This window comes from Photobacterium sp. DNB22_13_2, assembly GCF_052873915.1.
The window spans coordinates 1-21,791 of sequence record NZ_JBNNXU010000025.1; the positions used below are offsets into that span (position 1 = coordinate 1).

23 protein-coding genes are annotated in these 21,791 nt (G+C 43.2%); 7 read left to right on the plus strand and 16 right to left on the minus strand.

The features are described 5' to 3' along the window. Positions 1 to 61: 61 nt before the first annotated feature. The 8 genes from ACVA58_RS24280 to ACVA58_RS24315 form a co-directional block, all read right to left on the minus strand. Entirely contained in the window at positions 62 to 967 is a 906-nt protein-coding gene (locus ACVA58_RS24280; protein ID WP_446512851.1) for an anaerobic sulfatase maturase, read from the minus strand. A gap of 212 nt (positions 968 to 1,179) precedes the next feature. Then, the gene (locus ACVA58_RS24285) at positions 1,180 to 1,713 is read right to left on the minus strand and encodes a thioesterase family protein (protein ID WP_446512852.1); all 534 of its coding nucleotides are present in this window, start codon (positions 1,711 to 1,713) and stop codon (positions 1,180 to 1,182) included. A 415-nt stretch (positions 1,714 to 2,128) separates the two neighbouring features. Continuing rightward, positions 2,129 to 3,661, minus strand: a complete 1,533-nt coding sequence (locus ACVA58_RS24290) for a phospholipase D family protein (RefSeq protein ID WP_446512853.1) — start codon at positions 3,659 to 3,661, stop codon at positions 2,129 to 2,131. Positions 3,662 to 3,736: 75 nt separating this feature from the next. Further along, entirely contained in the window at positions 3,737 to 4,864 is a 1,128-nt protein-coding gene (locus tag ACVA58_RS24295) for an AI-2E family transporter (RefSeq protein ID WP_446512854.1), read from the minus strand. 291 nt (positions 4,865 to 5,155) lie between these two features. Next, a complete protein-coding gene (locus ACVA58_RS24300) occupies positions 5,156 to 5,875 on the minus strand; it encodes a class I SAM-dependent methyltransferase (protein WP_446512855.1) in 720 nt (239 codons plus the stop codon). 126 nt (positions 5,876 to 6,001) lie between these two features. Further along, complete coding sequence (locus ACVA58_RS24305) at positions 6,002 to 6,319, minus strand: AzlD domain-containing protein (RefSeq protein ID WP_446512856.1); 318 nt, start codon at positions 6,317 to 6,319, stop codon at positions 6,002 to 6,004. Beyond that, positions 6,316 to 7,035 (minus strand): AzlC family ABC transporter permease, encoded by a 720-nt coding sequence (locus ACVA58_RS24310; protein ID WP_446512906.1) that lies wholly within the window; start codon positions 7,033 to 7,035, stop codon positions 6,316 to 6,318. The genes ACVA58_RS24305 and ACVA58_RS24310 overlap by 4 nt, the downstream gene beginning before the upstream one ends. Before the next feature lie 90 nt (positions 7,036 to 7,125). Then, a complete protein-coding gene (locus tag ACVA58_RS24315; RefSeq protein WP_446512857.1) occupies positions 7,126 to 7,962 on the minus strand; it encodes an AraC family transcriptional regulator in 837 nt (278 codons plus the stop codon). 225 nt (positions 7,963 to 8,187) lie between these two features. Here ACVA58_RS24315 and ACVA58_RS24320 point away from each other — a divergent pair, with 225 nt between their 5' ends. Then, complete coding sequence (locus tag ACVA58_RS24320; protein WP_446512907.1) at positions 8,188 to 9,222, plus strand: lactonase family protein; 1,035 nt, start codon at positions 8,188 to 8,190, stop codon at positions 9,220 to 9,222. A 112-nt stretch (positions 9,223 to 9,334) separates the two neighbouring features. Here the strand turns inward: ACVA58_RS24320 and ACVA58_RS24325 are convergent, their stop codons facing one another. After that, entirely contained in the window at positions 9,335 to 9,982 is a 648-nt protein-coding gene (locus tag ACVA58_RS24325) for an HAD family hydrolase (RefSeq protein WP_446512858.1), read from the minus strand. 279 nt (positions 9,983 to 10,261) lie between these two features. Here ACVA58_RS24325 and trmY point away from each other — a divergent pair, with 279 nt between their 5' ends. Continuing rightward, a complete protein-coding gene (gene trmY / locus ACVA58_RS24330; protein WP_446512859.1) occupies positions 10,262 to 10,858 on the plus strand; it encodes a tRNA (pseudouridine(54)-N(1))-methyltransferase TrmY in 597 nt (198 codons plus the stop codon). A 100-nt stretch (positions 10,859 to 10,958) separates the two neighbouring features. Here the strand turns inward: trmY and ACVA58_RS24335 are convergent, their stop codons facing one another. The 4 genes from ACVA58_RS24335 to ACVA58_RS24350 all read right to left on the minus strand — a co-directional run bounded on the left by ACVA58_RS24335 (position 10,959) and on the right by ACVA58_RS24350 (position 15,005). Next, the gene (locus ACVA58_RS24335) at positions 10,959 to 11,438 is read right to left on the minus strand and encodes a peptide-methionine (S)-S-oxide reductase (RefSeq protein ID WP_446512860.1); all 480 of its coding nucleotides are present in this window, start codon (positions 11,436 to 11,438) and stop codon (positions 10,959 to 10,961) included. A 100-nt stretch (positions 11,439 to 11,538) separates the two neighbouring features. Next, positions 11,539 to 12,345: a fumarylacetoacetate hydrolase family protein gene (locus tag ACVA58_RS24340; protein WP_446512861.1), complete on the minus strand. Its 807-nt coding sequence runs from the start codon at positions 12,343 to 12,345 to the stop codon at positions 11,539 to 11,541. 369 nt (positions 12,346 to 12,714) lie between these two features. After that, a complete protein-coding gene (locus tag ACVA58_RS24345) occupies positions 12,715 to 13,956 on the minus strand; it encodes a DEAD/DEAH box helicase (protein WP_446512862.1) in 1,242 nt (413 codons plus the stop codon). Between the two features lie 104 nt (positions 13,957 to 14,060). Beyond that, a complete protein-coding gene (locus tag ACVA58_RS24350) occupies positions 14,061 to 15,005 on the minus strand; it encodes a putative 2-dehydropantoate 2-reductase (RefSeq protein WP_446512863.1) in 945 nt (314 codons plus the stop codon). A 200-nt stretch (positions 15,006 to 15,205) separates the two neighbouring features. Here ACVA58_RS24350 and ACVA58_RS24355 point away from each other — a divergent pair, with 200 nt between their 5' ends. Further along, positions 15,206 to 15,457: a hypothetical protein gene (locus tag ACVA58_RS24355; protein ID WP_446512864.1), complete on the plus strand. Its 252-nt coding sequence runs from the start codon at positions 15,206 to 15,208 to the stop codon at positions 15,455 to 15,457. Between the two features lie 59 nt (positions 15,458 to 15,516). Here ACVA58_RS24355 and ACVA58_RS24360 read toward each other — a convergent pair whose 3' ends face one another. Beyond that, a complete protein-coding gene (locus ACVA58_RS24360; protein WP_446512865.1) occupies positions 15,517 to 16,002 on the minus strand; it encodes an OsmC family protein in 486 nt (161 codons plus the stop codon). A 245-nt stretch (positions 16,003 to 16,247) separates the two neighbouring features. Here ACVA58_RS24360 and ACVA58_RS24365 point away from each other — a divergent pair, with 245 nt between their 5' ends. Continuing rightward, positions 16,248 to 16,448, plus strand: coding sequence for a hypothetical protein (locus ACVA58_RS24365; RefSeq protein WP_446512866.1), 201 nt, complete (start codon positions 16,248 to 16,250; stop codon positions 16,446 to 16,448). A 446-nt stretch (positions 16,449 to 16,894) separates the two neighbouring features. Beyond that, complete coding sequence (locus tag ACVA58_RS24370) at positions 16,895 to 17,896, plus strand: helix-turn-helix domain-containing protein (protein WP_446512867.1); 1,002 nt, start codon at positions 16,895 to 16,897, stop codon at positions 17,894 to 17,896. A gap of 20 nt (positions 17,897 to 17,916) precedes the next feature. Here ACVA58_RS24370 and ACVA58_RS24375 read toward each other — a convergent pair whose 3' ends face one another. Next, positions 17,917 to 18,936 carry a DUF2955 domain-containing protein gene (locus ACVA58_RS24375; protein WP_446512868.1) on the minus strand — a complete coding sequence of 340 codons (1,020 nt, stop codon included), beginning with the start codon at positions 18,934 to 18,936 and terminating at the stop codon, positions 17,917 to 17,919. 20 nt (positions 18,937 to 18,956) lie between these two features. After that, positions 18,957 to 20,117, minus strand: a complete 1,161-nt coding sequence (locus ACVA58_RS24380) for an HlyD family secretion protein (protein WP_446512869.1) — start codon at positions 20,115 to 20,117, stop codon at positions 18,957 to 18,959. A 296-nt stretch (positions 20,118 to 20,413) separates the two neighbouring features. Between ACVA58_RS24380 and ACVA58_RS24385 the strand changes: the two genes are divergently transcribed. After that, a complete protein-coding gene (locus ACVA58_RS24385; RefSeq protein ID WP_446512870.1) occupies positions 20,414 to 21,325 on the plus strand; it encodes a GGDEF domain-containing protein in 912 nt (303 codons plus the stop codon). A 162-nt stretch (positions 21,326 to 21,487) separates the two neighbouring features. Next, on the plus strand, positions 21,488 to 21,763 hold the full coding sequence (locus ACVA58_RS24390; protein WP_446512871.1) for a hypothetical protein: 276 nt from the start codon (positions 21,488 to 21,490) through the stop codon (positions 21,761 to 21,763). Positions 21,764 to 21,791: the final 28 nt, after the last annotated feature.

Consider the following 21,791-nt stretch of genomic DNA (forward strand, 5'->3'; position numbering starts at 1 on the left):
GTCATAATGTCACCTGGTTACTTCAAAGGTAATGATATCACCTCTAATCAGGTGGCCAAACCTAGTGTGCCACTACAATATTCCCTAAAAGATGTTCGGGATAAACATAGTGATCGCAGTTATATAAATCACCATTCGCCTCAAGTGCAAAAGCATGACCACAACGTTCTATAAAATGACACATTCCAGATTGTTGTCCACACCATGAACTCAAAGCACTATCGAACATATTTACAAAAATACGACCAACATCTTTTCTCACCCAAAGTTCAAAAATTTCAAAGAGAAACTCTCCATACTGTAAAGATGGCACAGACCATGGAGTTACCTCAGCTAGCGGTTCGTTTGGGAGTACTAGCTTCATCCCATCAGGCTTGAGAGAGCCTTTTTCCCTTTCTACTAAAGGAATAAATTGCAAATAAGTTGCCCCAATCTCTTTTAGAAATTGATACACTCGCTTAGGGTGTTTGACATTCTCTCGGTTGACGACGGTGAGCGTATTAAAGTCGACTTTGTGTTTCTTTAGCAACTCAATACCACACATGACTTGGGCGTGGGTTGGTTTACCGGCCCTCGTTACTCGATAGCCATCGTGCAGATCTTCAGGCCCATCAATAGAGATGCCAACTAAAAAGTTATGTTGCTTAAAAAATTCACACCATTCATCATTGAGCAACATACCATTCGTTTGAAATGTATGCTCTAGGTGCTTCCCATTCGCGTGAAGATTACATAATTGAATTGCTTTCTTGAAAAAATCCAACCCCATCATAGTCGGTTCACCACCTTGCCAAGTAAATTGAGCATGGTTATTGGCTTGAGCTTCGATGGTTTGCTTTATGTACGCTTCTAAGGTCTCGTCGCTCATTCGCCAATCTTTTTTGCGATCAGGATAGAGCTCGCTTTTTTCAAGGTAAAAACAGTAGGTACAATCGAGGTTACATACAGAGCCGGTAGGTTTTGCCATTACGTGACAATTGCTAGGAGCATGCATAAATGAGCCTTGTCGTAAGCCCGTCCATTGTGGCTATTAAAATAGAAGGATTCATGTAAGTAATCCGACTATTTTATTAACTAGTTTCTGATGCAAATAGCCTGTTTTGTTTATTTTTACTATAAGCAGCACTTATAGCTTGAAGCACTTATGAGTCAACTCTCCGAACCTATATGTCGCGTAATTTATTGACCAATTGGTGGCCAAGGCCTGTGCTGCTCAGAATCAATCCATTCAGTAACCCATTGAGGAAGAATTGGTGTATTAACTGACGCATCCATCGCTTCGAGTAATTGTTGCGGTGAAACCAAACCACTTTTAGATGTTACACCGGCTCGAATCAACACAGAGGAGCACGGTTTTCCATCGACCCACATAGATTGCTCAACATACAACCACTTGTCATCCCAACCTACGCACTGTGTGTACATTTTCACTTTATGAAACATATGAATACGTTTGCGATAGCGCACTGAACTGCCAGCAACAACCAACGCCCAGCGCTTCTTCGCCAACACCTTCATCAACCCGCAACGAATCCCCAGTTCGGTTCGACCCAAATCGTAAAGTGTAAGCACACGACCATTATTCATTTCATTAAAAATATCGAGGTCCCATGGATGGCATGAGAATGATATTTCACTTTTATCCGTAATATGAACCGGAGAGTTGCGCTTGGCTTGCCACAATACTTTTGCTAAACGAATAAACGGGTACATAATCAGCTCTTCCTTAAACTGTTATCTTTTTTATAAACTACTGACATATACATAACAGTAGTGACATCGTTAATTACACACTATAGAGCAAAAAATCTAAAATCAAGCAATTATTAGGCATCAACTTATAAGCCAATAAACATGCGGTTGAAAAAATATATGAACGTATATACCCAAGCTACTTCAAGATGCAGCTTCAGCGAGAATTTATAAGCTTATAGACAAGGCGTTGTTTTGAAGATCTAATGGCTCTAAATCAAGAAACATTAACGCAGTATAGAAGCTTAGAAAACTCTGAATCCCGTACCTTGAGGTAACTTGGGTATAGCCATGACCAACAAACTGTTTATTACAGCTTGTTGGTCACAGGGACTATCACATTGCTAACCATGAGTAAGTTAACTGGCTCACTCAATTACAAGTATTTCTCTATTGGGAATAACTGTAAAAATCGTGATTGCAGCTGTTCCCAGCGACCGGCCTCTGGCTCGCTGCTCCAACTTTGTGAGCCGGAATACCAACGGATGTCACCGTTATCCAAGTTAAGCCGCCAGCTATTATCTTCGTCCATTGCCTGCTCGATATCATAAGCAAGACGCTCAGCGATGATCTCGTCCTCAATCACCAAAATCGACTCTGTATTAAGATAGGTCGAACGTAAGTTGAAGTTAAAAGAGCCAACAACAGCCACTTCCCTATCAAAAACGACAGACTTCGCATGAAGGCCATAGGCCGTTTTGGGTGCGCACTTAGTTTCGTCTCTCGTTGATAGATCACACAAACCTGTATCTGGTTTCAATTCAAATAGCTGTAAGCCGTGGTCAAGCATACCGTGTCGTCGCCCCGCATAACCAGAATGGTTAGTGACCAGATCATTAGAAACCATTGAGTTGGTGAGTGCTTTTACTTGAATGCCATTATTTGTTAATAACTGCAGCTTATCTAGCTGGCGATCATCAAATATCAGATATGCCGATTCCACTATAATTTCTTGCCTAGACAAATTAGAGAGTTTAGCCAAAAACTTAGCCGTATCTTTTGGCTCGCTGGTGTTATCTACATCATCAGGTACAGGCTGGTCAGAAATATAACGAGCTTGAGCCCAAGTCATCTCGCCCATTATGTCCTTTAAGAAGGTTTTCGCTACTTCTCTTCCCTCTGGTAAAGCAGGATATTCCTTATAATGGGGAGCCAAGATCGTATTTAACTTTGGCAGTTCTGTTGAAACTTGCCCTCCAAGCAAGTTAACAGGATATGACCAACGACTTTCCCAGTACTCACCAAAACTCGATTGAATATCAGTTACCACATCCCCCATTACCAGTACATCACGGTCACGAAAGTTAATGTCATCAGATAGGTCAAAGTATTCATCACCAATATTACGCCCCCCGACAACCGACACAGCACCGTCAACAGTGAATGACTTATTGTGCATACGACGATTTAAACGTTCAAAATCACCTAAAAAGTTAAGCCACTTTGTCACCCCACGACGAGTGGGGAGCGGGTTAAATATGCGGATCTCTATGTAAGGGTGCGAATCAAGTGCTGTCAGCAGCTCTTCGCGTTCATTGAGGTTGATATCATCTAGCATGACACGAACTTGAACGCCACGATCTGCAGCCGCTATCAAGCGTTTCGCAAGGTATTTACCCGAATCGTCAGAATTCCATATGTAATATTGAATGTCGATACTATGTTCAGCTGTCTCGATAAGTGCTAATCGCTGTGCAAGCGCATCCCAACCAGTATCCTGCAACAAAACCGCACTAGTTCTTTGCCCAGGCTGCTGCGGTCGATATGTGTCAGTCAAGTTTGACAATGTACTAGTTAATGAGGAGACCGGTGGTTCAGGTAGATGCTCAATTTCCTTAGGAAGGGATGCACAACCATTAAGAATAGTGACGATGAACATGATTACACTAATGCGTTGGAGCACTGGCATTTATATCCTTTCCTTTTTATTATCCATTTCACGTAGCCCGAATCAAGAAGGCAAGGTTTGATTATAAGCGGTAAGTTAACCCTCGTCTTCTGTTATCTCTTTCTTATTATTGGCGATTTCTGTCCCTTCACTCTCAGAATCCACCCATTTCATAAAAACCTGATACCCAGCGGCAAGAAATGCTGCACCAATAAACATACCTAATATACCGCCAGACATCATGCCTCCGATTGCACCTATCAACACAACAGGCATAGGTACCTCAAGTCCTCTGCCAAGAATCATTGGCTTTAAGAAGTTATCGACCAGACTGGCGGCAATGATCAGCACGGTAAAGATCGAATTGTGCAATGTCGATGAATCACCGCTAGACCAGAGTATTGCCACGACAACAAGCGCCACAATCGTTACCGGTAGCTGCATAATGGCAAAAATTAACGCAATAAGTGTGAACAAAGATGCGGCAGGTACACCAGATAGCGCTACCGTGGCCCCAAAAATTATCGCAGTCAAAAACGCGATACCGATGATCCCTACGGCTACCTGCCTAATTGTCGCAGTGGTTAATGTGTGTAATTCAGGCCCTCTCGCATTATCGGAAAAGCTGATGAAAATACGCCGCATAGAATGGCTAGCAGGCTCCGCCCAAGCCAACATGATACCAGCAATGATAATCGCACCAATCAACATGAAAACACTTCTTGCCGCTCCACTAGCTCTTTCAAGAAACCAACTCGATAAATTCTTAAGCTGCGGCTGCCGTTTTTCGACAAAGATCGGTAAGTCAGCAGCTGCTTCATCCCAAGCATCATGCATTTTTTCGCCAATCAACGGCCATCCTTTAACACTTTCCGCAGGTTTTGGAACGACCAGTCCCCCAGCTACATAAGATTCATACGTACCAAAAATTTTAGATGCAAATGAGTTCCCGACCATTGCGGTAGGAACACCTAATAGCAATACACCAACAATGGCGATTAGCGTCGATGTCCGTGCGGCTGACCAACCAAATTTGGCACCCAAAAATTGTCGAACGGGATAAAGTGCGATAGCAAGGACCAGCGCCCACATCAGGATAGGAAGAAACGGCATGAATGCCCAGAAACAAACCAAGACAATAAATGCGATTACCGAAAAATGTATCAACGAAGCCGTAAATGCTTTGGTCAGTATTTGCTTTAATTTTTCATTGTCGTTTTCCATTATTCTTCCTTATGGCTGAACTAGCCTCTTGTCCAAGACGAATGTTCCTGTTAATAACTATATACCCAAGTTACCTCAATGTGCTGGATTCAGAGGGTTGCCAGCTCATTCAAAACAAGGCGAAGGTTTGCAAGAATGGCACTCCCTGTTATTCAATTTCAGTACTAGGAAAGTGTATTGTCACTAACCTGCAGCCTTTCATAATCAGCTGATTTAGATAAGATCCACCATAATGGCAATAAAAAAAGGTCGAGATAATTCTCGACCTTCCTCTATACGGTTTACGTTATATCAAGCGAACTTTTGGCACTTAATAAAAATGAAGTTTGGGTTCTTCGATAAGTACTCATAACGATTCGGGTCCATTTCTTTGACCTGTTCAGACACTTCCCCTTCAGAGAGCTGGGTAATCATCAAACCGTTCTGAGTTAGTGCGTTGGTGATTTCAGTCAGCGAGCGACGATAGAAGCTTACTTGAACTGGCTTACCCACCGTATTCCACTCTTCTTGCACTAACTCGCGTTCGAAGTAGTTTCCACTTTGAGTGCATTCAAAATCGGCAAACGGATGGTGGGTCGAAAATACAAAAGAACCACCAGCTCTCAATACTCGATTAACATCACGGAATAGCGGATTAAGATCTTCCAGGTAATGCACCATCAGTGGTGAAATGACCAAATCGACGTTAGCATCCTCTTCCTTCGGTAGCCCTTTGGAAAGATCCTGCGCATAGGCAACAACCTTATCGGTTAGCGCTGCGTTTTCTGCCTTGCTCGCCACCAACTGAACCATCTCTTTAGAGTAATCAATGCAGGTAACGTGTTTAGCACCGTGCTTAAGCAAGTATTGAGCATACACTCCAGAACCACAGCCAAGATCAAGTACATCAAGATCAGTCAGGGCTGGCAGCATTGCTTGAAGCGTTGGACGCTCTAAATGAGCATTATAGATGTTGTCTTGAATAACTTCGTCATATTCGCAAGCGAATGTCGAGTACATCTTTGATTTCATAATACCTTCTCTGCTTTAAGAGTGCCGTGGTAAGGGGATGCATGTTTTACAGTATCAGCCTACTGGCAGCAATACGTGCAATGTGATCTTTGTCAAAGTGATAAAGTTTGAAGCACAATTAGCACACTAAAATATCAGCAAATTCAATATCAGAAACACAATCATACTCACCACTGTTGTCAGCAGAACATTTTTTGTTTTCCAAGCAAGGATTACGGCTAACAGTGCCGATAACAAGTACGGGTTATCAAAGGAAAGCCATAAACCTTCCCCTTCAGGCATAAACACAATCGGTGCCCAAATCGCTGTCAGTACCGAAGGGCTTGAGTATTTAAGCAAACGCTGCAACTCAGGGTTAATTTTCAGAGGCAGTCTAGGCTCTAAGAACAGGTAACGACTCAAAAATACCAATGTCGTGAGCACTAAAATCGATAGAATGATCATCTCTGTTCTCCTCGCCATTTTTCAGCAAAATAACCGGCAAGCATGCCACTAAGACTCGCGATCATTAATGCCCCACCAATATCGAAGTAGTTCAAAATGATTGATAAACCTAGTGCTGCCAACACTGCAAAAAATACTGCAAGGTTAATAACATGCGGTATCACCAATGCAATAAACGTTGCCGCGACAGCAAACTCCAACCCCAACTCATTCAAGGCTGGAATATAACTGCCAGCGACAATGCCAACCAACGTGGCCGCATTCCATGCTAAATAAAAGCTCAAGCCAGCACCTAACGCATACCAACGGTTAAATTGCTTTTTTGACTGCTGACCACAAATTGCGAATAACTCATCAGTCAGAAGAAAACCCAGCCCCAAACGCCATCTCAACGGTAAAGGGCTGATTTTTTCTCGCATCGATACGCTGTACAAAAAATGCCTTGATGTAATGAAGAAAGTCGCTAGCATCATGGTAAGCAGGCCAGCACCTGCTTTGAACATGCCTGTTATGACCAGTTGTGCCGAGCCCGCAAATAAAATGGCTGACATGGCTTGGCTTTCAAGCGGATTCAGCCCAGCATCAATAGCAAAAGACCCCGCAAGCAGCCCCCATGGTAGCACCGCAATACTGAGCGGTAACATGGCCAAAGCACCCTGCCCAATTAAACCTGCACAAGTTATTTTCTCTGAATTACCCACTCGCGTTGTATCCATCATATCTTTTGGTTCTTCTTTTACTAATTCGTGCCTTCATATCGCCAGATAGGCCCAAGTAATACTTGTATAAAATTGCTCTATTAACAATTAGGTTAATGACTTCGTATATTGTTTTGGTGTAACACCCATTGCCCGTTTGAAATGTCGATGAAAGTGACTCTGATCATGGAACCCTGCTTCTTGCGCAGCGTCTGAAATTGCGTGTCCTGATCTAAGCAGTTTTTTGGCATAGCGAAGGCGACTTTGGATCTGATAGGCATGTGGAGGAAAGCCAAATTCCTTTTGAAACGCACGTACCAAATAATAAGGACTGTAGCCAGCCAATGTCGCTAACTCTTCCAGAGATATATCAGCTTGGGGAAGATCATCAAGAAACGTCTTAACCAACAACACCTGTTTTTGGCTTCGTGTTTTAGGTTCGAATTCATTACGGGTCCTACTATGGCGAGCCATTAATTTCACCAAGGCGCCGTATATCAATGTCTCACGAAGCAATCGATTATCAGAATTTTCCAACGTAGAAAAAACCATGCGTAACTGCTGGGCTACTTCAGGATCATGAACTACAGGCTCTGGAAAGTACGGAATTGAGGGATGAGGGCTAATCCCTTCAGTCATCGCAGCAAACTGTTCTGGCAGCGGGTACATTGCCTTATATTCCCAACCACCTTCAGCCGCAGAGTGACCAGTATGAACCTCGTCAGCATTAACCAAGATGATATGATCTTTGGGCGCGACGTGATTGCCACCAGTGCGGTAAAAACGCTGTGCGCCTTTCTCTATTACCCCGATGGTATAACCTTCATGACTATGGCGTGAAAAATTCTGGCGTTTGTATTTTGCCTGCAATAATTCAAGGCCGCCTAGTTCATCGGCGATAGAGAAACTCGCATCCTCTTTGAATTTCTTTGTTTGCTCTGACATTGATTACTCACTATTCCTGTGATGCCAGTTTAGCTTAACGACCTTTACTAATTTTGTACAAAATTGCCCTTTTCAATTCAATGTCTGCGCCAAGCAACACACCTAGTTTCACCCAAACCAGACAACCTCCTCACACTTTAATAAATTGACAACTATTAGAGATTGCCGTCAGAACCAGCAAAAGGCATGGTATTGACAGTTTTTTCGATGTATTTCAAGGCTCTCATGACAACCAATAACCACCTGCACTTTTATGTCGGTACCTATACCGACGCACCCAGTACCAGCGAAGGAATTGCTCACATCACCCTAGCCACTGAAACCGGTGAGCTGACTCGGCTGAATGATTTCGCTTCCTTACGAAACCCCTCTTATCTAACAACGACCAAACAAGGGCTTTATAGCTTTAGTGAAATATCACAGCAAGAAGGCGCTGCTCTTCAATTTTCTTCATACATTGGCAATATCTATCTTCCGGTTACGGGTGACTACCCTTGCCATCTCGATATAAAAGCTCCCTACCTCGCCGTGGCGAACTACGGTTCAGGTAATGTATCAGTTTATCTCCTAGATGAAGATGGCAGACCGCTGCAGGCTATTGCTAACTTATTCGAAGAGGGGTATGGGCCGAACAAAGGTCGTCAACTGTCTCCTCATGCGCATCAAGTCACTTTTCTCAAGTATTCTAATCAATTAGCTGTCGTCGATTTGGGCTCTGATCGCATTCGGTTTTATGGTTACGATACAAAAACTGGCAATCACACGTTCGCCCTTAAGCAAAGCATCGCTATGCCTGCTGGATCTGGACCTCGGCATGTAGTGTTCAATAAAAACGAAACACGCGCCTATGTAGTGTGTGAGTTATCTGAAACGCTCGTCGTACTCACTAAAACTGATAGTGTTTGGAAAATCACATATCAATGCGAGCTATTAAATAATGCAGAAAACGAAGAGGCGGCATCGGCTATTCGCCTTTCTTCTGATGAGAATTACTTATACGTATCTTGTCGAGCCCAAAACAAGATCTGTGCATTTGATATTTCTGGTGAGGAACCAGTAAGGCTTGATGCCTATGATAGTCTCGGTCAGTTCCCGAGAGATTTTATCTTATCTGCTAACGGGCAATGGCTCATAGTAGCCAATCAGCACTCAAACAATATTGCCAGCTTTCACCGAAATACAGAGACAGGAAAAATAGCGCCAACGGGATATCAATGCAATATAGGTGCACCCGTTTGTTTAACTGAAGTGTCGCGTTGAAAGCTAAGTAAAAGTGCTGAATCTGACTGCTAAAAATCGCTGTTATAGAGAGCGCGGAGTTACAAAGATCAGATAAAAAGATGCCTCTATGAGTAGAGGCATCAAAAACCCATTAAACCGCTTTCAGCTTAGTAAGTACCTCATGAAGTGAAGGTACAATCGCATGGCCAAACTGACGTACTTCATCACAAGGTTCAACCAAATCTGGGATCTGAAAGGTCATCATTTTCGCCGCCACAGCAGATATAACGCCGTTGTTTGAATCTTCAAAAGCCAGGCATTTTTCTGGCTCAATATTCAAACGGCTAGCAGCTAGCTGGTAAATCTCAGGATGAGGCTTGCCATTTGCCACTTCACAACCTGTGGTGAGGTTATCAATGTATTTTGTCAAACCTGCCAGCTCTAACTTTACCTTTGCAACTTCATGGGCTGTAGATGTCGCGACAGCGACAGGTGTACCTTGCGCTTTCAACCACTCCAAAAGCTCTATCACACCCTCTTTTACAGGGATTGCTTGATGTTTTACCACTGCATTATAACGCGTACGCCATTCCTCATGCAGGCGATCTAAGTCATCGCCATAAGCTTTACGAAAGATAGCTTCGATGCCAGCAGCATTACGGCCAATGATAGAAAGGTAAATATCTTCATGAAATGGAAGGTTTTGTACTTCGCAGGCTTCTTTAAAGATACGCATGCAAACGCGTTCAGTATCGAGAAGCAAACCATCCATATCGAAAATAGCAGCTTGATAGTTCATTACATTACAGACTTATTGATTGAGACAGCGTATTTTGACATAAGGCTCGTTGATTTACCTATAAAAAAGGTAAGGAAACAAATCGATGCCCTATTATCTTCAAAACAACTTGTTGGCCTATTTCTCACCACTTGCTGTTTTGAAACCTGTTCAAACACATTATTTCAGTTACATAGCCCAGCAAAGGTGCGATAATCCTGCTCCTCAGTATCCCGACACTACGTCTGTATAAACCAGAACATTGATTCAAAAGCAATTTAATCAGTAGGACACCTTTCAATGCGCGCCTTTGTATTACGAGCCAGATCCGCTCCTACCGACAGCCAGCAACTACTGGCTTCAGTTGGCCAAGAAGCCCATACCGAAATATTGGCCCACACCCTAATGAATTCAATCTTTGTGGCGCAGTCGCACCGTGAAGACGTCATCGTTCACTTGGTACTAGAAAGTACTCAGGATTTCTCTCGTACAGTGACCTTTGTTGCCAATGAGATGACCAATATTGGAGGCTTCCATGAGCAAGCCTTGCTCACCAAGGTTGCCAAGGCATTAGACGCTTCTCGTGGCATGGCTAAAGAGCAAGAGCGTCAAGTTGAGCCGGGGATCACCGTTCAAACCAAGAGTTTTGAAAAACTGGTAAAAGAGCTGTCTGAAGATTACCAGCTTTATATGATGGACAAGAAAGGCACGTCGATTCGCGAACAAGAATTCAGCGGTAACTCTTGTTTCTTGTTAACCGACCATATCCCAATGCCAAAGAAGACCTATAAGAGCTTGGAACGCCTTGGTACTCAAAAGATTAGCCTTGGGCCAAAGATGATTTTCGCATCACAGTGTGTAGTACTGATCCACAATGAACTGGATCTCTGCGAATAACCATTGGCAACAAGTTTAATCACTCGTAATTAAGCACTTCAAAAGCCCGGGCTGGAACCTACAAGCATTAATAGGTTTCAGCCCGGGCTTTTCAATTAATTCAGTTGGATTGCTTGTACTTATGTAACAGGTCTAACGGAATATGACAGTAGTCATTAGGAAAACGCGTTAATCTGTCTTGGTGCTCCTCATCACTTTTAACGTAGTTAGTGAGCGGCAAGACTTCAACAACAATTCGATCTTTATCTTCACGTGAATCGATATACTCTCCAACTTGCAACAGATGTGAAGGATTCTTGCTATACACACCTGTACGGTACTTTCGCCCGACGTCTTCACCTTGTTTATTGACACTGTAAGGGTCAATGATCTCAAAGAAAAAGGCCATTAGTTGTTTGACTGTCACAACTTCGGCATCAAATTGAATCAAAACACACTCGGCGTAACCATCATAATCACTTTGTGTGGTATCAGTCGTTCCATTTGCACGACCGGCCTCGGTAGACTCCACACCGGGTAGGTGTTTCATGAACTCCTGAACGCCCCAAAGGCAGCCACCGGCAAAATAAATCTGTTCCATTTCACTCTCCTGAGTAGTCATACCAATTATCTAATCAGTAAGAACTCAATAGCAAGCGAAGAAAATAACGCGCTCTGCTGGTATTACCACGACCCACCATCTATTTAACTTGATTCTCAACCTTGCCTACCCCTTCGATGGCAACTGAAACCTTATCACCTTTGCGCAACGCCTTTGTCCGCCCAGGGGTCCCCATAAAAATCAAATCCCCCGGCTTCAAGGTGAAGTAATGGCTAAGATAGCTGACCACCTTTGCCGGTTTGTGGATCATATTCTTGGTGTTTTCCTGCTGAACAATTTCTCCGTTCAAGCGGGTTGTTAGCACGACATTGTTATAGTCGACCCCAGTAACGATTACGCCACTTATAGGCCCAAAGCCATCGCTGGCTTTAGCTCTCATCCACTGCAAATCTTTCCCTTGCCAATTACGCTCAGTCAGGTCATTACCGGCAAGCACTCCGAAGATAGCATCACTGGCATCTGCTTCTGACGCACCTTTCAGTTCCTTGCCGATAACCAATACCAACTCTCCTTCAAAATGCACATTGGACGCATCATTTGGGAAAACAATAAGTTCACCAGAGCGAATGAGTGAAGATGGTAGTTTAAGAAACAAGGGAGGCGGAGAATCACGGTCAGAAGAGAGGTGACTGGCGAAATTCATCCCAACCGCGAACACTTTTTCAGGACTGGTAGGAAGTAATAATTGAACTTGGTTTCGCTTTAATGGCTCTCCATCAAATTCAATCTCATTAAACAAGGATCCTTTTAATGGTTGAATGCTATCTTCTATTACTTTGCCGTATTTTATTTCATTTTGAAAAGCGAAGCGTACATAAGACTCTGCCGACGAACTAGAGCTCACACAAAACAGTAACGCACAGCCAGTGAACAATATCCCTCTCATTCCACTTCCTTTTGATAATCATCATAACCATCAAAAGTGTAGTCCTATATACCCAAGCTACTTCAAGATGCAGGTTCAGCGAGAATTTATAAGCTTATAGACAAGGCATTGTTTTGAAGATCTAGTGGCTCTAAATCAAGAAACAATAACGCAGTATAGAAGCTTAGAAAACTCGCCCTTCGGGAGGGTGTCAGCCCATTCACTCCTTCGTTAAAGCTTTTAGAAAGGGAATGCCATTCCTGCAAACCTTCGCCTTGGATTGAAGGCGCTGACAACCCTCTGAATCTCCTGCACCTTGAGGTAACTTGGGTATATACCAATAAAAAGAGCAACCTAAGGCTGCTCTTTGTGCTAATCCAATAAAGTCGACTAGCTGCTTTTTGGCTTTGACTTAAACTGCTTAATACTTTTCTTAGCCTGACTGCGGCGGTTAGCTTTTTTATCTCGAGGCGGTCGTTTTCGCTCTGTGCTTGATGCCTGGTCGGCTGGTCGATCCGTCACTGGGAACCCTTCCAGTTCGACAGCCTCCATCTGACGACCAGTCAGTTGGCGGATAGATTTCAGCGCCTCGGCTTCGCCATGACAAACTAAGGAAATGGCTAAACCATTTTGCCCCGCACGAGCCGTTCTGCCCACTCGGTGCACATAGACAGGCGCATTCTCAGGAAGATCCGCGTTAATCACCACAGGAAGCGCATCAACATGAATACCACGAGAGAGCAGATCAGTCGTGATCAACACCCGCGTTTTGAGTGATTTAAAATCAGCTAAGGTTTGCTCTCGTGCTGACTGCTCTTTATCACCGTGCAGTGCGGCGACACTTATACCAGCTTTGGTCAAACGCTTGGCTAGCGTATCAGCTGCTTTCTTTTCGCTCACAAAAACGAGCACTTGCTGCCAGTCGTTTTGCTTTAACAGGGCAATCAAGGCTTGAGGTTTGCTGCCCTTATTCACCAAATAGAGCTGCTCTTTAATATCTTCAACCACTGTGTTTTGTGGGTTGGCTGCAATTCGTTCAGGCTTATACATTAGCCCAACCGCTGCCGCTTCAAGTGACTCAGGTAGCGTGGCAGAAAACAAGAGCGTCTGTCTTGCCGCCGGAACGAAAGACACAATTTTCTGAACATCAGGCCAGAACCCCATTTCCAACAGTCTATCGGCCTCATCAAGTACCAATAGCGCTAAAGATTTTAGCGAAACAAGTTTTTTGTTGATGAAGTCCAGCAAACGCCCAGGTGTCGCAACAAGCACGTGTGCACCTTGATCTAGCTCGGCCTGTTGAATTTCCGCAGGCACACCGCCACATAACATAGCCACATTAATACCAAGTTTACCGGCCACTGCATGCAAAGACGCTGTTACCTGTGAGGCTAACTCGCGTGTTGGTACCAAGATTAAGCACTGGATCTCGTTTTTCTCAGTATCAACCTTCTGCAACATCGGCAAACCAAAAGCGAAGGTTTTTCCACTTCCCGTTTGCGCCAACGCCAACACATCTTTCCCTTTGATAACGGCAGGGATTGCGAGTCGCTGTATGTCAGTTGGATTGGTAAGTTGGCTTGGCAATGCGCTCAACACCATCTTATTTAATTGCAACGTAGCAAAAGTCATGGGCATTAACTGTCAGGATAGAAAAATGGAAGCGCAGTCTACCAGTCCATCAGGTCATTTTATAGAGACTAGAGACACTTACTTGCCAGTTCAACGGAGAAAGGTCAGCTTAGCTGCCTTTCTTTTGCTACAAGCTGATTAATGAAACTCAGTTGATGATATATAGCTTCCGTCATTGGCATATCAACCCCCTTCTCTGCTGCCATGTCCAATACATTTTTGTACATGTACTGTAATTCCATCTCGCGGCCGTTACGTTTATCCAAAAGCATGCTGGTCAAATACGGCTTCATCTTGGCAGTATTGATCAACATGGTATCGATTAGGCTTGGTTCAAGAGGTGAACCTGCAGTCTCCGCCGCTAGGCAGACTTCTTGCATGATTGCTTTGACCAATGCGACCGTTTCACTGCAAGCCATAATTTGAGCTGTATCGGTATCCAGAACGGCTGATAGTCCGTTATAAGGCACGTTCCACAATAACTTTTTCCAGCGGGCATCCAGAATGCTATTTTCGACGTCGACCTCTACCCCGCTCTGAAGAAAATCATTGGCAACACTGGCTAAAGCGGGCATACCCGATTCGCCATATACCCCCAAGGTTAGCCGACCATAATCTATGTGGAGGATATGGCCTGGTCCAACTTTGTTGGAGCAAATAAAGCACAATCCACCCGCAATATGATCGAGTTTGAGCTGCTGGGTAAGCTCTTGCTCGGCTCCAATACCATTTTGTAATAAGAGAACAAGCGTGTCAGATTTAAGCAAAGGATGAATCAGCTCATCAAGCTGATGATTTTGTGTGGTTTTTAGTGCAACAATCACAACATCGGCTTTCGGCATTTCTTTACTGGAGTTGTGCGCCTTGACTGTATCGGCTGGTATTGAGTAGTCGCCATAATGAGAGTCAACCTTCAAGCCATTCTCACAAACGAATTGGTAATCTCTATTGAACAGGAAGTGGACATCGTGGCCACCATGATGCAACCTTGCACCGTAATATCCACCAATCGCACCGCTTCCAATAACTGCGTAGGTTTTATGATCCATTCCTTTTGCTCTCCTGATCCATTTCTTTTGATAATAAATCTACAGGATTCAACCAACACAGCAAGAGCATTAATCGGCAAATCCCCTAATAAATATTCCCGATTAGGATTTTTATTAAGCAACTGAATCAGCAAAAATTCAATTTAGTCGTTATCCACTGTAAAATAGTGAGAGGGCAATATTACGAATAAGATGAAATTATGATCAATGAAAATGATGTTATCACTAACCTAGACGAACTAGAGGCATTTCTGCTTTCAGTAGAAAACGGTGGTATGGGCCTAACAAACGTTGCAGGGATTGCTTTAGCAACCAACAATGCAGATGGCCGCCACTTTGTTGCTGTTCTTGATGATAAGCACCAGCTTCTGCTTGGCCGCTGGGTAACTGACGATGTATATGAAAACGGCAAAGATCTTGTCCGTAATGGTCCTCAAAAACCACTTCACTAAAGTTAGAAGACATTAGCGATATATTCTGCATGCCACCAGCAATGTACTGGTGGCATGTTTCATGTTTTAGCATTCGAGCATTCGAGCATATCAACAGTAACCACTGTTTTGACCGAGTTGGCAATAAAGCAATTTTCATGTGCCACGTTATGCATTTTTTCCAATACTTCCCTTGAAGGCACCCTCGCTCCAGAAAAATGAATGGTCGGTCTCAACGTTACTTTTGTCATTGATAATTTTCCTGCACTATCTTCTGCCAGAATTCCTTCTGCTTTATCTACGTAGTTCTCAACCACATACTTACGTTTTGCCGCAATCGTTAAAAAGGCCAACATATGACAACTCGATAACGCCGCTATGAACGCTTCTTCTGGATCGACATGATCAGGTGTTGATAGCGGAGGTGGAACAATATGATGGGAAGCCGTCGCAGGAACAGTTACTCCACCATCAAACTGCCATTGGTGGCTTCTGTTAAATTGATTATCAGTAAATGGCTCATGCTGAGTGCGCTTCCAGAAGATTTCAGCTTCAAACTTAATCATCCCTTTACATTTACCAACCTTAAGACAAATACACTGGCAACATACAGGTGATTAATATTAATGAATATCCCAATTCAGCATTTTTAATAATTTTTTCGTGATGCTAATCACGTTATTTTTAGAAAAATCTCACAATCATATGCTAAGGTTTTCATAAAAGCACAATAGCTTTAGTTACGACGTTGCATTATACAGGTATCCGCAGACATACCGATCTTACCATGTTGTTTATATGAGGTTGATTCATGGATCAAGCGGACAGTTTACGAAGTATTTTTGCAAAAAATTCAGCAAAAGAGCGACTTATACAGTGTATAGATAAATTACGTGAAGCCATTAAAACTGGGAGTCATGAAGATATTCAATTTTTGATGGAGGAACTTGACCAGGCACAATCTTCTTTCGAAACAAGTCTTGTTGAAAAGGAAGAGAACGATAATATCTAGTTTCTATCCATAATTCGTATTTTCACTGGTTATAATCTGTACGCTCCTACCTGTAAATTGCTATTCATTAATAGTAATTTAAAGGCTATCAAGTCAGATAATATTCAGTTGCCAATTCACACCAAACATGAACCCTAGCGTATTGATAAGATCTTCAAAACAATGCCTTGTCTATAAGCTTATAAATTCCGCAGCCTAACGGCAACTAACTCTCTCAATGGCCAAAGGTATGCAAACGCATGCTTTTGGTTTCTTTACCACTTAAACCCATGGTTGCTCGCCCTGACTCATCTTTTAGTTCTAAGCAATAAAGTGACATTTATCAGTACTCTTGCCTCGTAAGTCAGCCTTGATCAAGAAATGTCGTACTCAAAGCCGCTATAATTACCAATAGTCAAATTTAATGACAATATCATGTCTCGTACGCACTACGGTTAGGTGAACAAATGCAGCAAGGTCAGTTGGTTCCACTGATAAAAACAGTTAATGCCAGCACCATCATTGCGCTGATCTCGCATTTTGAAAATGATATTTATCCATTACTCAACGCAGCAGGTATCCCAGAGGATATTTTGCAGCAAAAGCATGAGTACTTACCTGAAGCCCCTATCCGAAATCTATTGGGAATGATGGCAGATCGTGCTGATCCAGAGTTTTATGGCGAGTTGTTAAGTACCGCTGTCAGAGAATACTTCATCCCAAAGATGCTCACTTATCTGGATAAACCCAAAACACTCGGTGAAGCCCTTGAGCAGATGAAGACTGCCGTTTTACACGACTCTCCAACAACCCAATTAAGCATAGAAAATTTTAACGGCACCCCCTGGCTTTGCCGTTTTAAACCGTTGGAAGAATCAGAAGGCTATCTATGGTCTGAAATATTCTCCATCCTGTTCCTTATTGAATTTATTCGCTTTGCCAGTAAACAAAATTGGTCACCCGCTTATATTGCGATGCAATCCGACGGTGCCGACATGTTATCTCGCATATTAAAATCTAAAGGGACTACGTTTTACACCAAGAGAAAAATCGCTGCCGTTGCGCTGAATGACGAAATACTCAACCTCCCTTATCATTCTGCAGCCAGCTTTACGGTTTCCGCGACTTCTAGCGAGACTCCCAAAGAGATTTCTTATATCGAATCTATTTACCACGCCCTATCCCCCTATCTTTGTAAGCAGTCTATGACCATTACCGAGGCAGCGAAGATATTGGGGACAACGCCAAGAACGCTACAGCGTAGGCTTTCACAAGAACACACCAGCTTTAAACATATCAGGGATAACATTATGCTTGCGACTGCCTGTAGACTTATGGAACAGAAAGCGTATTCCCTGACAGATATCGCGGTAGAACTAGGCTATGCCGATATTGCTCATTTCTCACGAGCATTCAGAAAATTAACTGGCTTCCCACCTAAAGACTACCGCAAGCAATTTGTCAGTTAAGTCGATGACAGCTGCATGGATTAAGATACAGCTTGATTATTATGTGAACGAATATTTTCGATCAAAGTCGCCGCACCAATCATATACCCTCCCATCAATATCAACTGCCAAATTCGGGTGTAGAAACTCGCATCAATCAACTTACTATCGCTTGCAACTACTGCACCTAAAATCACCATGAGAGCGGAAAACACCCCAGCATAAAGAGGGGCTTTTGCTGGTTCACGATAGATTTTATTGGCAAAGCTTAAGGTAAAGAATGCCATCATCGCGGCCAAAAACGGGAACCATGGTACTGTTACTAACAACTCGTAAGCGATGATAGCCAGTAAACCACCTACAATATTGGTCATCAGCAAAAATAAACTGATCTTCACGCTCTTTGTGGCGGTTATCTGCAACGACAGTATTCCGATAAAAATCATTGTCAAAATCGCCCCTGTCATCTGGTAAAAATAACAAAATGCGATCGCGGGAAAGCTAATCAATAACGCTTTGTATGACTCCTTCATCCTCATCTGCTTTTCTATAAGCTCTTGCTGTGCTGTTTTAATCTTTGCAAATGGTGTACCACATGACAAGACAGGAAAAAGCCAGTGCATCAATCCATAGACAACAACCGCCCCACCACCAGCAACCATCAAGGCTTTACCAACCTGTAGAGCTATCACCGGCTGCATTAAGCCCAAATAGGGTAACAGCAAAGCTGAAATCATCAGCATCGTCGCGAAGAAGTTCCATTTAGGATCTTGGAACAGGTAATAGGCCCATAGCATCAACACACCGACCAGTGCCAGCATGATCAGGGGATACTGCGCCAAACCATTTGTCACTGCTAAGGCAATCAATACGGTAACGACCATGGATAATCCTAACTCAGTCATAACCTGCCTATCCGCGACAGGCTTGTCGACCAGCAATTTAGCCACAAAGACTGGCATGACGTATGCCAGAGTCCAGTTTAAGCTGTAAGCAAGGAGTAAAGACAACATTACCCCTACGACATACCGAAGTATATTTTGATTGAGCTCTTTGCGCATCACACTGACCTCTAGCGATTTTAGCGAATATACGAGAACCAAGTGATCACTCGGATCCACACCTTGCCAAACATATTCATTACAGAGCTTTCTTCGGTATACATCATAATGTCGGCTTGCCCTCCCACCCTCAAGCTTCCCTTAGGCATTGATTGTTCAAAACGGATCATTACGGGGAATCGCTGTGTTTGACGCAACCATCCCGACTGATTCGCCACGTTGGCAAGCTGACCCGTTTGCTGGGTCTGTCCCCAATCCACACCAAAATCGATACTGGTTACCTCGCCTGAAAACACTTCTCCTGGTACATTATCGAGCGCGATTTCCACTTTATCGCCTGGCTTGACATTACCTAGACTATTTTCTCGGTAATATGCTTCAACCCAGCTTTCATCACCTGATACAAACGTCATCAGTGGTTGACCTTTGCTGGCAAAAATACCTTCGTCCAATTTGAAATTGGTGACCACACCTTGAGATGGCGCACGAATAACCGTTCGTTCTAAATCCAGCTGTGCTTTTTGCAGTGCAAGAATTGCGGCTTGGATTTCTGTATTTTCATCACCTATTGCACCAAGTTGCTGTTTGGCTTGTTCAACAGAGGCTCTCGCTTGATCAACTCGTGCACTTGCTTGCGCTAAAGCTGCATGGGTTTTATCTGCATCAGCCTGCGTCACAATGCCTTTCTTGACCATCGCAAATACCCGATTTGCTTGGCTTCGAGCGTTCTGTTGATTAGCAATCGCATCACTTAATTGTGCTTGCGCTGATTCGACTGATGCCGTTTGTACTCCAACTTCTTTTCCTGCTTTTTCTAAGCTCTCTTCCGCTTGCTTGAGAGCAATCATGTAATCGGTTTTATCAAGCTCAATCAGCGGCTGACCGGCCTCAACAATATCGTTTGGTTCAACATGCACTTTGGTCACAGGGCCGCTAACCAAAGGAGCAAGGGGAACAACATTTGCTCGTACCCTCGCCATGTCTGTCGTTGGGATCACCCGGTCAGAGATCAAATAGAACAGGAACAATCCTGCACATACCAGTAAGACTAGGAACGTGGCACGTCGTGGGTCACTGGCTTTTTGTTTACTCTTTTCGTTTGTGTTTTCTTCTATCGCCGTATGTTGGCTCTCTGATTCTAATGCTGTGTGTTCTGATGGTGCTTTAGTTTGCTGGCTCATTACAACCTCATTGTAAACATACAATTAGTTAATAATTTTCAATACGAGTATTGTAAGTTTTAACGCACAGAGTTCTTATCAATTCACGCCACAAAGCACATTTTTGCACCCATCATCTCAAGGCAGTATCAAAAGATGATAAAGTTCTGATTATCAGCACTAACCTGCCTATAAAATGTCATTTAACTTGAACTTTTGGAATCAGTGTCACATATTGTTTCTGTTGATACTTTTATCAAAGTAGTGATTGACCCATTTAGGTCATACCATGGATGTAATCGGTAGTAGTAACTTAGATGATTGAATTTCCAAAGATACAGCTTGATCCTGATAACACGTTTGCTTCTGACTTTGGCATACTGATCCACGACGAATTCAACATTCTCTATGTGGATGAGAACCTATGCAGCATCATTGGTGTGGGCAAAGTTCCAGACAAAATGTCATTGCCTAACTTGCTGAGCTTGATTGTGGATGTAAACCCTGAACAAGCCTTAGCCCATCACCATCGTTTAATGGAAGGAGCGGTCAGACCTAGGGTACAAACTTTTAAGGTCACCAAACCTTCAGGTAAAGTCGCTCATGTACTCGCAGCCGAATCTATTGTGCAATGGCAAGGTGAAACTGCAATCCAACTGGCTATCATTGATATTACAGAGAAGTACAACGACTTTTATCAACTAGAGCAACAAGCCTCTATTGACTCCCTATCAGGTTTAACCAACAGGAACCGCTTTGAAACCATACTCAGTAACGAGTTAACAAAAGCGCAGAAGACCGGCTATCCCATATCATGTCTGTACATCGACATTGATGACTTTAAGCTCATTAATGACGCCTATGGCCACCAGACCGGGGATGACGTTATTCGTATATTTGCAGAGTGCTGTAAATCCAGTATCCGCCAGTCTGACTTTATTGGCCGCTGGGGCGGTGAAGAATTCATCATTCTGCTTCCCCATACCTCCCATCAATTTGCCCTGTTACTGGCAGAACGGTTACGTTGGCGCGTGAGTAAGCTCGCCGTCGACATGCCAGATGGAGCGATTAATTTCACTATCAGCATTGGAGTCAACACCCTTTGGGATGATGTTATTTCTCCTGCAGCTGTATTGCATCAAGCTGATCAAGCACTCTCCCATGCCAAGCGACATGGCAAGGATCAAGTCGCTTCGTATGAAAAATTAATCACAGCACATAAAAAGTAGGCCTTTTAGTACAATAGCTTAACATCAGATTGATATGATTCCATTTAACCTCATTTGCATGTAGCCCAACATTTCTCTTATTACTGGCGCGAATTGATAAATTTTATTCGTTCATTTTTTCTACACTTCAATTCGTCCAATAAACAACGAGGCGACAATAAAGTGAAAAGTCTTTGGAATAAAATTAAGTATTTTCTAACTACACCCTATGGTAAAGCTTACTTAGTATTTATTACCCTCACCAAATTATATTTGGTGTACAAATGGGCTTTGGATCATGTGAAAGACTTCGGCGGTGAATTCTTCGACTTTATTGGCGCATCAGTGCATTACGGTGAATCCTTAAGCGCCATTACCTTTACTGTACTATGTGGTTATTACACCGTAAAAGCGGTGATTAATATATTCAAATCACCACCAAAAGCAGCGACTGCTTAACAATTGAAAAAAATGGGAGCCTTTCGGC